Raw genomic sequence first — 13,324 nt, 5'->3', positions numbered from 1 at the left:
TATTGTATGTTTTTATTAATATCAGATATTTCTTTTTAAAATTATGTGTTCATTATTAAAAAGTGATTGAAAATTTAAAGAAATGGCAAAAATTAATCTTATCAAAGATTGAGTAATTGTTAATGTGTGTAGGGTATTTTGTTTAATAAATGTTAATTGTGTAAAATTATATTGTGCGCAATATAATTTTACATACATTTGATAAAAATTAAAAACAATGTCTAATCTTGATGATTTAAAGTTAAGTAATCAGTTATGTTTTCCAATATATGCATTGGCAAAAGAAATGATTAATCAATATCGTCCTTTCTTAGATGACTTAGATTTGACTTATCCCCAATATCTTGTAATGTTAGTTTTATGGGAAAATGATCATTTAACTGTAGGTCAAATAGGTGATAAACTTGGGTTAGATAGTGGAACTTTAACTCCTTTATTGAAAAGGTTAGAACAAAAGGGAGTTGTAACTAGAATTAGATGTTCAACTGATGAAAGAATCGTTAGAATATCATTAACTGAAAAAGGAAGCCATCTTAAAATGAATGCATGTAAAGTGCCTTTGCAAATGAAAGATAAATTTGATTTGACAGATGAGGAGTTATTAACTTTTAAGAGAATTATACACAAAATACTTCATTCAAAAATATAAAAAAATGAAAACATTATATACAACAAGCGTAATTGCAACAGGAGGAAGAAATGGACATGTAAAAAGTGAAAATGGAATTCTAGATTTGGAAGTAAAAATGCCAAAGGCTTTAGGTGGTGCAAATGATGACTATACTAATCCAGAAATGTTATTTGCAGCTGGTTATGCAGCTTGTTTTGATAGCGCTCTAAATATGGTTATTAAAATGGCAAAAATAAAAACTGGAGAAACTTCTGTAACAGCAAATGTAAGTATTGGTCAGCTAGAAACAAATGGATTCGGATTAGCAGTTGTATTGGAAGTTAATATTCCCAATACTGAGCTTGAAATTGCACAAGATTTAGTTCAAAAAGCTCATGCAGTATGTCCATATTCTAATGCTACCAGAGGAAATATTAATGTTGAAATAAATGTAACAAATAATTAATTATGTCACTTATACAAAATTTACAATGGAGACATGCTGTAAAAGCATACGATCCGACAAAAAAAGTATCTCAAGAAAATATAGATAAAATTGTTGAAGCTGCACGTTTAGCCCCAACTTCATCAGGTTTACAACCTTTTAAATTGATTGTAATTGATAATCAAGAGTTAAAGGCAAAATTAGTTGATGGAGCTTTAAACCCTGAATGTATGAGAGATTGTTCTCACGTAATTATATTTGCAGCATGGGATCGTTATACTGAAGAGCGAATCGATTATATATATGATATGACAACAGACGAACGTGGATTACCTCGTGGACGTTTTAGCAGTTATACAGATCAAATAAAAGGAATCTATTTAAATGAAACTGCAGAAGAAAATCATGCACATATAGCACGTCAAACTTATATTGCATTAGGTTTAGCATTAGCACAAGCAGCCGAACTGAAAATTGATACCACTCCAGTAGAAGGGTTTAGCAATGCACATATTGATGAAGTTTTAGGTTTAAAAGAATTAGGACTTAAAAGTGTTTCGTTAATGTATGTAGGTTATGCAGATGAAGAAAATGATTGGATGCGTACAATGAAAAAAGTAAGACTTCCGAAAGAAGAATTTATTATAGAGATGAATTAATCTTAAATTGATAAAAAAGCGACTTAATAATTAAGTCGCTTTTTTTTAGGATAAAATTCGTTTTTTAGAAAAATATTTTGGTTTATAATTCGTGATGAAAACACCTGTAATTATTAAACATGCTGCTAGAATAAATTTTATTGTTATTTGTTCATCTAATAGAAGCCATCCTAGAAAAATGGCTATAATAGTATTGATATATGATAATATAGAAACTTGTATAGGTGATATCTTACTCAAAGCATAATGAAAGGCGTAAAAAGTAACAACGGAACCAAATAGAGCTAAGTATAACACAGATGTTAAACTTTTTATACTCCAATTTTCAAAATTATAGTTATCGCTAAAAATAAATGCTAAACCAATTTGAAATATACCTGCGAATAAAAATTGGTAAAATAAATTCAGTGTAATATTATCCGTATTAAGCTTAATTTTTTTTGAAAATAATGTTCCAGATGCAAATCCGCAAATGGCGCAGAACATTAAAATTATTCCTGATCGATAGGCAGGATTTGCAAGATCCTCTAAACCATCCCAAAAAATAAATAATATTCCCCCAACACACAATAAAACCCCAATTAGACCTTTGAGTGTAAATTTTTGTAAACCGATTATAATCGATCCAATGAACACTAAAATTGGTGTACTTGCACTTATTAATGAGGCTAAACTACTTGTTAAATTTTCTTCAGCAACGGTTGTCATGCCATTGGCAAAAATCAGCATTAATGTAGCAATAATAATTTGGTAAAATAAATTTTTCCAGCCAATCCATTTTAGTTCTTTTCGGAACATAAGAATAATTAACATAATAATTCCTGCAATAAATTGCCTAATTCCTGCAACAAACCATCCAGGTATGGTTTCAACTGCAATACGAATACCTAAAAATGTAGTTCCCCAAACAATGGCTACTATTAATACTGCAATTAGCAGTTTATAATCCTTCAAAATAATAACTTTTTTAATCTTTTAGCTGATCTAAAATTGGGATTTTTACGCCAGAAACGGAAGTTTGAATAGTTTCATTTAATTGATCAAAAATCACAATTTCGTTTATTCCTTTTTTTAACCAAACTCCTGGTAAATATAATGTTTGTTGTGGACCAACTTTCCAAAACCGGCCTAAATTTCGACCATTGATAAAAATGATTCCTTTTCCAAATTGTTGCATATCCAAAAATGTATCACCAATCTCATTAACAGTAAATTGACCTTTGTAAAGTGTTGGAATATTTTTTTGTTGATTAATTTTTGAATCAGTAATAGGTTTGAGATTAATTTTAAATTGATCATTAAATGGTAATTTTACCATTTCCCAATCGCCAGAGATTTCTGTGTCATTAATCTTTATAGGACTAATAATTCCTTTTGTATTCTCATTAATTAACGCTCCGTAATTAATGCGTCCCCAATTTTCTACTAAAATTTCTAATGTTGAATTAAAAGGAATATCAATTGGCATTGTATAATTTTTATAATAACGATTTAATTCTCCTATTTTTTCACCGTTTATATATATTGTAGCATAATCTCTTAATCCACTTACATCTAAAGTTCCATTAATAGGTTGATTAAAATGACGACGATAAAGTACATAACCATGACCTTGATTTAATTCTTCAAAAGTTTTAGGATGGTCTGCATTAATTTTTTCTTGTTTTTCTGCGTAATCAAAGAAATTATATACTTCCGTAAATTTGATATCTTTAATTTCAATAATTTTATTTGCAGCTGGCACTTCTGGAAATTTAACTGTGCTATATTTCTGTAATACATTTCTAATCGAATCGTACTTTGGTGTTCGCCACCCAGCCTCTGTAATTGGAGCATCGTAATCGTAAGATGTTAAATCAGGTTGAATGTCGTGATTTTTATCATAATTAGCGCCATTTGTAAATCCAAAATTTGTTCCTCCATGTACCATATAATAATTAAATGAAACATTGTTTTGGATGTATTTTTCTGTCTGTCTAGCAATCTTTCCTGCGTCTACTCTCGGAAAATTTTCTGCCCAATGTCCTAACCAACCAGGATAAAATTCAGCCACCATATATGGACCAACCCCGTTGTTGTATTCATTTACAACTTTTTTTATTTTATCAATATCATTTTCCCCATTTGCTGTTGGTAATGCTCCTTTTACAGAGCCTCCTTCAAATAACCACGAACCATCCGAAGTAAACATTGGCACATTAAACCCAATTTCTTTTAATTGTTGGATAACTTTAGCATTATAAGAGCGATGACTTTCTAAAGAAATATCTTTACGTTGAATAACAAATGATCCAAATTCATTTTCCCCTTGAATCATTACAACTGGTCCTCCTTTAGTTATTAATTGATCTTTAACTTGAAGATATAACTCGTTTAAATATTTTCTATTTTCATTTAAGAACAACTCATTGTCTTCACGAATTTTTAATCCTTTGATATTTTGTAACCACCATGGATATCCACCAAATTCCCATTCAGCACATACATACGGACCAGGACGAAGAATAACTAATAAACCTTCTTCATCTGCTTCTTTAATAAATTGTTTTAAATTTCGATCGCCTGTCCAATCCCATTTACCAGGTGCAATTTCATGATAGTTCCAAAAAACATATGTTGTAACAGCATTTAGACCCATTGCTTTCATCATTTTGAATCGGTGACGCCAATATTGATGTGGAATTCTTGGATAGTGCATTTCTCCTGCATGAATTTTTATTGCTTTTTTATTGTAATAAAAGTCGCCATTTTTTATTTCAAAAGATTGATGTTTCTGGGCAAATAAACCAGCGGAAAAAAAAATAAAAAGTGTAGTTAAAATTGATTTAAACTTCATTGTGTTAATTGTTTGAAGTTTAAAGATAAAAAAAAGCGACTCAAATACTTGAGTCGCTTTTAAAATATTATTGATTGAAAATTATTTTACAAATTCTTCTGCTTGAGCTAAAGCTGCATCTAATCCAGCAACTTCTTTACCACCTGCAGTTGCTAAGAAAGGTTGTCCACCTCCGCCACCGTTGATGTGCTTCGCAATTTCTTTAACAATATTACCAGCGTGTAATCCTTTTTCTGCTACTAAGTTTTTAGCAAGAGAAATCGTAATTGATGGTTTTACCGCATCGTTCGTACCTACAACGATAAATGCATTTTCGATTTCGTTTGTTAAATCAATCGCATTTTGTTTCGCTGCATTTGTATCTAAATTTGTTTTAATCGCTAAGAAATTAATTCCGTTAACTTCTTTGATTGCCGCTTTCCAAGTTGCTTTTTCAGCAGAAGCTTGTTGAGCTACAAATTTTTCTACTTGTTTCTTTAATGCTGCATTTTCATCTAATAAAGATTGAACCGCTTTAACTGCATCATTTTTAGTTTTTAAAGTAACTAAAACATCATTGTAGTTTTTCTCTGCATCTTTTAATGCATTAATTGCTGTGTCAGCTGTAATTGCTTCAATACGACGAATACCTGCAGCAGTAGAAGATTCAGATAGAATTTTGAATAAACGAATATCAGCTGTATTGTTTACATGTGTACCACCACATAATTCAACTGATGAACCGAAACGAATCACACGAACTTTATCACCATATTTCTCACCGAATAATGCCATTGCACCTTCAGCTAAAGCCTCGTTCATAGACGCTTCTCTTTTCTCGATTAATGGTAAAGCTTCTGCAATTCTTTCGTTTACTTTTTGTTCAACAATTGCAATCTCTTCTTCTGTCATTTTTGCAAAGTGAGAGAAGTCAAAACGTAAATAATCGTCACCAACGTAAGAACCTTTTTGTTCTACATGCGTTCCTAAAACTTCACGTAAAGCTTCGTGCATCAAGTGTGTTGCTGAGTGGTTTTTAGTTGTCGCATTACGCTTAGCAACATCAACTTTCGCTTGGAAAGTTCCGTTTACATTTTCTGGTAATGTTTCTACGAAATGAATAATTACATTATTCTCTTTCTTTGTATCAACAATTTCAATTGTTTCGTTTGGAGTAACTAAAATTCCTTTATCACCAACTTGACCTCCCGATTCAGCATAGAAAGGTGTTTGATTGAAAGTTAATTGGTAGAATTCTCCTTTTTTATTTTTAACCTTACGGTAACGTGTAATTTTTACTTCTGCTTCTGTGTTATCGTAAGCAATAGATGTTTCGTTTCCAGCAGGATCTAAAATTACCCAGTCATCAGTAACTAATGCTGTAGCTTTTTTAGAACGTTCTTTTTGTTTTGCCATTTCGGTTTCGAAACCAGCTTCATCAATTGTGAATCCGTGGTCTTCTGCAACGATACGAGATAAATCGGCTGGGAAACCGTATGTATCATATAATTCGAAAACAACATCACCAGGAATAACTTTAGAATCTCCTAATTGCTCGATGATTTGGTTTAAACGATTTAATCCTTGCTCGATTGTTCTTAAGAAAGAAGCTTCTTCTTCGCGAATTACCCCTGTAACAATTGTTTCTTGTTTCACTAATTCTGGGAAGAAATCTCCCATTTCAGCTTTTAAGATTGGATATAATTGGTAAATGAATGGCTCGTTTAATCCTAAGAAACGGTATCCGTAAGAAATTGCACGACGTAAAATACGACGAATAACATATCCTGCTCCTGTGTTAGATGGTAATTGTCCATCGGCAATAGCAAAAGCTACAGCACGTAAGTGGTCAACTACGACACGAATGGCGATATCTGTTTTTTCTGTAGCTCCATAAGTTACTCCAGAAATTTCTTCTAATTTTTTGATTGTTGGTTGGAAAACATCCGTATCGTAGTTTGATGTTTTTCCTTGTAAAACCATTGCTAAACGCTCGAATCCCATACCAGTATCGATGTGTTTTGCTGGTAATTGCTCTAATGAACCATCAGCTTTACGTTGGAATTGCATAAATACTAAATTCCAAATCTCGATCACTTGTGGGTGATCCATATTCACTAATGTTTTACCATCAACCGCTAAACGATCAGCTTCTGGACGAATATCAACATGGATTTCAGAACATGGTCCACATGGTCCGATGTCACCCATTTCCCAGAAGTTATCTTTTTTGTTTCCGTATAAAATACGATCCTCAGCAATATGTTGTTTCCAAAGTTCTAAAGCTTCAGTATCTAATTCAGTTCCGTCTTCTTTGTCTCCTTCGAAAACAGTTACATAGATTTGATCTTTAGAAATTCCATACACTCCAGTTAAAAGTTCCCAAGCCCAGGCGATTGCTTCTTCTTTAAAGTAATCTCCGAATGACCAGTTTCCTAACATCTCAAACATCGTGTGGTGGTAAGTATCCTTTCCTACATCATCTAAATCGTTATGCTTACCAGAAACGCGAAGACATTTTTGAGTATCAGCAATACGATTATTCTTAGGAATCCCATTACCTAAAAAGAACTCTTTGAATTGGGCCATTCCTGAATTATTGAACATTAAAGTAGGATCATCTTTAAGTACAATAGGAGCAGAATCAACGATTAAATGCCCGTTTTTTTCAAAAAAACCAAGAAATTCTTTTCTTATATCTTTGGATTTCATTTAATTATATTATTTTTATATTTTGATTAACACGGATGCTCGCACAATATTCTTTACTTTGCATTCGTTTTACAAAGATATAAAAAGGTTTGGTTGAAATGGAAAATAATGACTATAAGTATAAATCTGTTAATGTTTTAAAGGATTGGTCTGTAAAAAGATTAAGCAATATTCCTAAAACATTTTATTACGGATTTTTATTTTTATGCTTAGCAACTGTTTGTGGAGGAATGATTGGTTATCATTTTAATGATTCAGAATTTGCTCAAAAAGCATCAAAATTTAAAAATAATCAAGGGAAACTATTAGCTGAGCTACAAAAAATTGAGAAAGAAAAACAACATTTAAATGAAAAATTTAAAGAAGTTGAGGCTGCTCTTTCTGAGATTGAGGAAAAGGATCGAAATATATACCGTACAATTTATGATTTAAAAGTGGATGAAGATATTGATTCTATTAATAATGAAGTTAATAACTACACCGCAGAAGATATTGAAAATTTGTTAACAAAAATTAAAGATGAAAAAAAGTCTTTGGAAGAAGTTATTAGAAAAGCGGATGTAAAAGATAAAGATTTAACATCATTACCTGTTTTAAAACCAGTTGCAGATAAATATTTAAGTAGAGTTGCATCAGGTTATGGATCTAGATTTCATCCGATATTAAAGGTGAATAAAATGCATAATGGATTAGATTTTGCGGCAGCAACAGGAACTCCAATTTATGCAACAGGAGACGGAACAGTTAAAATGGCTGGAATGAATGCTGGTTACGGAAATGTAGTAATTTTAAAACATAGTAAAGGTTTTGAAACTTTATATGCACATATGAGTCGTATCAAAGCAAGAAATGGACAAAAAGTAAAACGTGGAGATCTTATAGGCTATGTGGGTACAACTGGTTTATCAACAGGTCCACATTTACATTACGAAATTCATAAAGATGGTAAACCAGTGGATCCATTAATGTATTTCTATGATGACGTAGATCCAGATGCATTTATTAAAATTTATCAAAGTGCTAAAAAGAGTACTTTATCCTTAGACTAAATTTTTAATTATATAGAATATAAAAAAGCGAAGAACTTGAATTCTTCGCTTTTTTATTTGCAAGTAATTGATTATGTTTGGTATGTAACGAAATTTAATCTATTTTAAAAATGAATATCGAATTACCAGACAAATTATATTACTCTATCGGAGAAGTTGCCAAAGCGTTTGATGTAAATGCATCTTTAATTCGATTCTGGGAAAAAGAATTTGATATTATTCAGCCTAAAAAAAATAATAAAGGAAATCGCTTATTTACACCTAAAGATATTGAATCATTTAAAACCATTTATTATTTAGTAAAAGTAAAAGGACATACCTTAGAAGGAGCTAAGCTTGCTTTGATTAAAAAACCTCATCAATTAGAGGAAATAGATGTCGTTACACGGTTAGAAAATTTAAAAGATGAACTCTTAAAACTTAAAATGAGTTTTGAAGAAATAGAACAAGAAAGCAATCTGTAAAAGATTGCTTTTTTAATTAATATTAATCTGATGTTAAAACTTATAATACCATCTAATCAATCAATTTGCTTTAAGGAAAAAAAGGTTATATTTTCCTAACTTTGTAGATTGGAATACTTACGATATTATTTCAAGTAAATAAATAGACAAACTTACTCAATGTACTTAATATACGATACAGAAACTACAGGTTTACCAAAGGATTGGAATGCGCCCATTTCGGATGTAGATAATTGGCCTCGATGTATACAAATCGCTTGGCAATTACACGACGAAATGGGGAACTTGGTAGAACATCAGGATTATTTAGTAAAACCTGATGGCTTTGATATTCCATACGATTCGGAACGTATTCATGGTATTTCTACCGATTTAGCTACAGAGAAAGGAATTCCTTTAAAAGAAGTCTTGGATAAATTTAATGAAGCTTTAGGAAAAGCTAAATTTATTGTAGGACAAAATCTTGGTTTCGATATCAAGATTATGGGAGCAGAGTTTTATCGTATGAATTATGAAAATGATTTAACGAAGAAACCAGTTCTAGATACGTGTACAGAAGTTACAGCAAACTTACTGAAACTTCCTGGTGGACGTGGAGGTCGTTTTAAATTACCAACGTTAACAGAATTACATCAATATTTATTTAATGTTCCTTTTGGCGAGGCACACAACGCAACTGCCGATGTGGAAGCAACAACACGTTGTTTTTTTGAATTAATTCGCCGAGAAATTTTCACAAAGCAAGAGCTACAAGTTCAAGATGATTATTTTATACGATTTGCAGAAGCGAATCCAACGAATATTCCGCCAGTTGGTTTAAATCACATCAACCTTAAAAAAGCTTCGGAAGAAATTGCGAAACAGAAGGCGAAGGACGAACCAAAGATTGATACGCCTAAGATTTCGGATGAGGTTAAGCAACAATTAGCGCAAGCACAATTTTCGCATTTACATAATCATTCTCAATTTTCCATTCTTCAGTCGACGATTTCGGTGAATGATTTAGTGTCAGCAGCAGCAAAAAATAAAATGCCAGCCGTTGCCGTAACCGATCACGGGAATATGATGTGTGCGTTTCATTTTAATGCAGCGGTACAAAATCATAATAAAGCGGCAAAAGCAACAAATGCAGAATTAATTGAGGAAGGAAAAGAACCAACGGAACAAATCATTAAACCAATTATTGGTTCTGAATTTTTTGTTTGTGAAGATCATTTAGATAAATCAAAAAAAGATAATGGCTACCAAATTGTTTTCTTAGCGAAGACCAAAAAAGGGTATCACAATTTAGCGAAGCTATCTTCTATCGCCTATACAGAAGGTTTTTATTACGTTCCTCGTATCGATAAAAAGTTAATTGAGCAATACAAAGAAGACTTAATTATTTTGTCTGGAAATTTACAAGGTGAAATTCCGAACAAAATTTTAAATATTGGTGAACGTCAGGCTGAAGAAGCCTTAGTTTGGTGGAAAGAGCAATTCGGTGAAGATTTTTATATCGAAATGATGCGTCATGGACAAGAAGATGAAGATCGCGTTAACCAAACGCTTTTAGCATTAGCTCGTAAACATGAGGTAAAATTAATTGCAACTAATAATACCTATTACATCAACCAAGACGATTCTAATGCGCACGATATTTTATTGTGTGTAAGAGATGCGGAAAAACAAGCTACGCCAATTGGTCGTGGTCGTGGATTTCGTTTTGGATTGCCTAATCAAGAATATTATTTTAAGTCTCAAGATCAAATGAAACAGTTGTTTCAAGATCTTCCAGAGGCAGTTATTAACATTCAAGAAATTGTTGATAAAGTCGAAGAATTTACATTATATCGTGATGTATTACTTCCGAAATTTGATATTCCAGAAGAATTTATTCATGCTGAAGATGAGGTCGATGGCGGTAAACGTGGGGAAAATGCTTATTTAAGACATTTAACTTACGAAGGTGCTAAAAAACGTTATCCTGAATTAACAGACGAGATTAAAGACCGTCTAGATTTCGAGTTATTAACAATTGAGAAAACAGGATATCCTGGGTATTTCTTGATTGTACAAGATTTCATTCGTGCTGCTCGAGAGATGGGCGTTTCGGTTGGACCAGGTCGTGGTTCGGCTGCTGGTTCGGCGGTTGCCTATTGTTTATGGATTACGAATTTAGATCCGATTGAATACGATCTACTTTTTGAGCGTTTCTTAAATCCCGATCGTGTATCCATGCCCGATATCGATATCGACTTTGATGATGAAGGTCGATCATTAGTAATGGATTATGTAATTAATAAATATGGTGCAAGTCAAGTTGCCCAAATTATTACATACGGAACGATGGCGGCTAAGTCATCGATTAAAGATACAGCTCGTGTTTTAGATTTACCATTATATGAATCTGAACGAGTAGCGAAGCTAATCCCGAATATGAAATTGGCAAAAATCTTTAAGCTAGATGAAAAATCTTTAAAAGATTCATTACGATCAGAGGAGTTAGAAGCGGTAAACGAATTAAAACGTTTGTGTGATGGAACGGATTTAATTGCTGAGACAATTCAACAAGCAAAAATTTTAGAAGGTTCGGTTCGTAATACGGGTATACATGCGTGTGGAGTAATTATTACCCCGGATGATATCACGAATTTTGTTCCAGTAACAACCGCAAAAGATTCTGATTTATACGTTACTCAATTTGATAACTCGGTTGCTGAAAGTGCGGGGTTATTAAAAATGGACTTCTTGGGGTTAAAAACATTAACCTTAATTAAGGATACTGTAAAATTAGTAAAAATGCGTCATGGGATTGAAATCGATCCCGATACCATTCCGATTGATGACGAAAAAACATACGAGTTATTCCAGCGTGGTGAAACGATAGGAGTGTTCCAGTATGAATCACCTGGGATGCAAAAATATATGCGTGATTTAAAACCGACAGTTTTTGCGGATTTAATTGCGATGAATGCCCTTTATCGTCCGGGACCTTTAGAATATATTCCATCTTTCGTTCGTCGTAAAAATGGGGAAGAACCTATTAAATACGATTTAGATGCGTGTGAAGAATATTTAGCAGAAACCTATGGAATTACGGTTTATCAGGAGCAAGTAATGTTACTTTCTCAGAAATTAGCCGATTTCTCGAAAGGTGATGCCGATGTCTTGAGAAAAGCGATGGGTAAAAAACAAAAAGCTGTACTTGATAAAATGAAACCAAAATTCATTAATCAAGCGGCTGAAAAAGGACACGATCCAGTTGTGTTAGAGAAAATTTGGACGGATTGGGAAGCCTTTGCATCTTATGCCTTCAATAAGTCACACTCCACGTGTTATGCTTGGATTGCGTATCAAACGGCTTATTTAAAAGCGCATTATCCAGCCGAATATATGGCTGCGGTACTCTCTAATAATATGAGTGACATTAAGCAAGTAACTTTCTTTATGGAAGAATGCAAGCGTATGGGATTGTCCGTTTTAGGACCAGATGTGAACGAATCGATTACAAAATTCAACGTAAACGAAAACGGACAGGTTCGTTTTGGAATGGGAGGTGTAAAAGGTGTTGGTCAAGCTGCCGTAAACTCATTAATTAAAGAAAGAAATGAGAATGGACCATTTAAAGATATTTACGATTTTGTCAAACGTGTTGAATTACGAACGGTGAATAAAAAAACGATGGAAAATTTAGTTTTGGCTGGAGGTTTTGATTCGTTTGAGTTTCATCGTGGTCGTTATTTTTATATTGATGGAGCTACTACAAATCTTGAAAAATTAATTAAATATGGAGGGAATTTTCAAGAACAAAAAAATTCAGCTCAAACATCACTGTTTGGTGTTTTTGATGAAAATGGAGGAGAAGTTGTAGATGACGTAGTGCCAATATTACCAGATTGCGAAAAATGGAATATGATTCAAACACTAGCCAAAGAAAAAGAAGTGATAGGAATCTATTTATCAGCTCACCCACTGGATGATTTTAAAAATGAAGTGAGATTAGTCTCTAATATGACGATTTCAGATCTTAAAGGAAATGAGGATCAATTAATAGGGAGAGATATTTCTATGGCAGGTATGATGACTAATATAAATCATAGAATAGCCAAAAATGGCAATGAATTTGGAAGTTTTACATTTAGTGATTATACTGATTCTTATGATATTACTTTATTTGGAGAAGATTATTTAAAGTATAAACACTTTATGCAAGAAAATATGTTCCTAAATCTTAGAATGAATATTTCTAAACGAGAGTTTAAAGATAGAGAAGGAAATATTACAAGTAGTAGAGTTTTTACCAAAGTCAATGGATTACAGCTATTAGACGAAATTATAGAAAAACAAGTCGAAAAAATTACATTAAACATTGATATTAATGATTTTAATGAAGGTTTAATGAGTAAACTTGTAGAAATAATGTATAAATACCAAGGAGATAAGATTTTAAGACTTAAGATTTTTGACGCAAATGATCATCAAGTTGTAGATTTACCAGCACAAAAAATTCGTGTAAATATTTGTCGAGATTTATTAAAAGAAATCGAGGATAATACAAATATTATATTTAAATTAAACTAGATATCTT

Annotated in this window: 9 protein-coding genes; 6 read left to right on the top strand and 3 right to left on the bottom strand. The window is 32.3% G+C overall.

From position 1 onward, the window contains the following. The first annotated feature begins 217 nt into the window (after nucleotides 1–217). The 3 genes from IM532_RS08975 to IM532_RS08965 are packed head-to-tail and all read left to right on the top strand — an operon-like array spanning nucleotide 218 to nucleotide 1,714. Nucleotides 218–649 (top strand): MarR family winged helix-turn-helix transcriptional regulator, encoded by a 432-nt coding sequence (locus IM532_RS08975; RefSeq protein ID WP_194183114.1) that lies wholly within the window; start codon nucleotides 218–220, stop codon nucleotides 647–649. A gap of 4 nt (nucleotides 650–653) precedes the next feature. Next, nucleotides 654–1,076 carry an organic hydroperoxide resistance protein gene (locus IM532_RS08970; RefSeq protein ID WP_194183113.1) on the top strand — a complete coding sequence of 141 codons (423 nt, stop codon included), beginning with the start codon at nucleotides 654–656 and terminating at the stop codon, nucleotides 1,074–1,076. 2 nt (nucleotides 1,077–1,078) lie between these two features. After that, nucleotides 1,079–1,714, top strand: a complete 636-nt coding sequence (locus tag IM532_RS08965; protein WP_194183112.1) for a nitroreductase family protein — start codon at nucleotides 1,079–1,081, stop codon at nucleotides 1,712–1,714. Between the two features lie 45 nt (nucleotides 1,715–1,759). Here the strand turns inward: IM532_RS08965 and IM532_RS08960 are convergent, their stop codons facing one another. The 3 genes from IM532_RS08960 to alaS form a co-directional block, all read right to left on the bottom strand. Next, the gene (locus tag IM532_RS08960) at nucleotides 1,760–2,668 is read right to left on the bottom strand and encodes a DMT family transporter (protein ID WP_194183111.1); all 909 of its coding nucleotides are present in this window, start codon (nucleotides 2,666–2,668) and stop codon (nucleotides 1,760–1,762) included. A 13-nt stretch (nucleotides 2,669–2,681) separates the two neighbouring features. After that, nucleotides 2,682–4,550, bottom strand: coding sequence for a beta-galactosidase (locus IM532_RS08955; protein ID WP_194183110.1), 1,869 nt, complete (start codon nucleotides 4,548–4,550; stop codon nucleotides 2,682–2,684). An 81-nt stretch (nucleotides 4,551–4,631) separates the two neighbouring features. Continuing rightward, nucleotides 4,632–7,241: an alanine--tRNA ligase gene (gene alaS / locus IM532_RS08950; protein ID WP_194183109.1), complete on the bottom strand. Its 2,610-nt coding sequence runs from the start codon at nucleotides 7,239–7,241 to the stop codon at nucleotides 4,632–4,634. Between the two features lie 98 nt (nucleotides 7,242–7,339). Here alaS and IM532_RS08945 point away from each other — a divergent pair, with 98 nt between their 5' ends. From IM532_RS08945 to dnaE, 3 genes are all read left to right on the top strand, one after another. After that, nucleotides 7,340–8,290 carry a peptidoglycan DD-metalloendopeptidase family protein gene (locus IM532_RS08945; RefSeq protein ID WP_194183108.1) on the top strand — a complete coding sequence of 317 codons (951 nt, stop codon included), beginning with the start codon at nucleotides 7,340–7,342 and terminating at the stop codon, nucleotides 8,288–8,290. A gap of 110 nt (nucleotides 8,291–8,400) precedes the next feature. Continuing rightward, entirely contained in the window at nucleotides 8,401–8,754 is a 354-nt protein-coding gene (locus IM532_RS08940; RefSeq protein ID WP_194183107.1) for a MerR family transcriptional regulator, read from the top strand. Between the two features lie 159 nt (nucleotides 8,755–8,913). Continuing rightward, on the top strand, nucleotides 8,914–13,317 hold the full coding sequence (dnaE, locus tag IM532_RS08935; RefSeq protein ID WP_194183106.1) for a DNA polymerase III subunit alpha: 4,404 nt from the start codon (nucleotides 8,914–8,916) through the stop codon (nucleotides 13,315–13,317). Nucleotides 13,318–13,324 lie beyond the last annotated feature (7 nt).

Source organism: Faecalibacter rhinopitheci (assembly GCF_015234135.1).
GTDB lineage: Bacteria > Bacteroidota > Bacteroidia > Flavobacteriales > Weeksellaceae > Empedobacter > Empedobacter rhinopitheci.
The sequence above is the reverse complement of the archived record's forward strand: the minus strand, read 5'-3'. Positions and strand labels throughout refer to the sequence as shown.

Bases quoted from the DNA above. Each gene is read 5' to 3' on its own strand.
- IM532_RS08945 (WP_194183108.1), top strand. From the start codon at position 7,340: ATGGAAAATAATGACTATAAGTATAAATCTGTTAATGTTTTAAAGGAT.
- IM532_RS08965 (WP_194183112.1), top strand. From the start codon at position 1,079: ATGTCACTTATACAAAATTTACAATGGAGACATGCTGTAAAAGCATAC.
- IM532_RS08955 (WP_194183110.1), bottom strand. From the start codon at position 4,550: ATGAAGTTTAAATCAATTTTAACTACACTTTTTATTTTTTTTTCCGCT.
- dnaE (WP_194183106.1), top strand. From the start codon at position 8,914: ATGTACTTAATATACGATACAGAAACTACAGGTTTACCAAAGGATTGG.
- IM532_RS08975 (WP_194183114.1), top strand. From the start codon at position 218: ATGTCTAATCTTGATGATTTAAAGTTAAGTAATCAGTTATGTTTTCCA.
- IM532_RS08970 (WP_194183113.1), top strand. From the start codon at position 654: ATGAAAACATTATATACAACAAGCGTAATTGCAACAGGAGGAAGAAAT.
- IM532_RS08940 (WP_194183107.1), top strand. From the start codon at position 8,401: ATGAATATCGAATTACCAGACAAATTATATTACTCTATCGGAGAAGTT.
- alaS (WP_194183109.1), bottom strand. From the start codon at position 7,241: ATGAAATCCAAAGATATAAGAAAAGAATTTCTTGGTTTTTTTGAAAAA.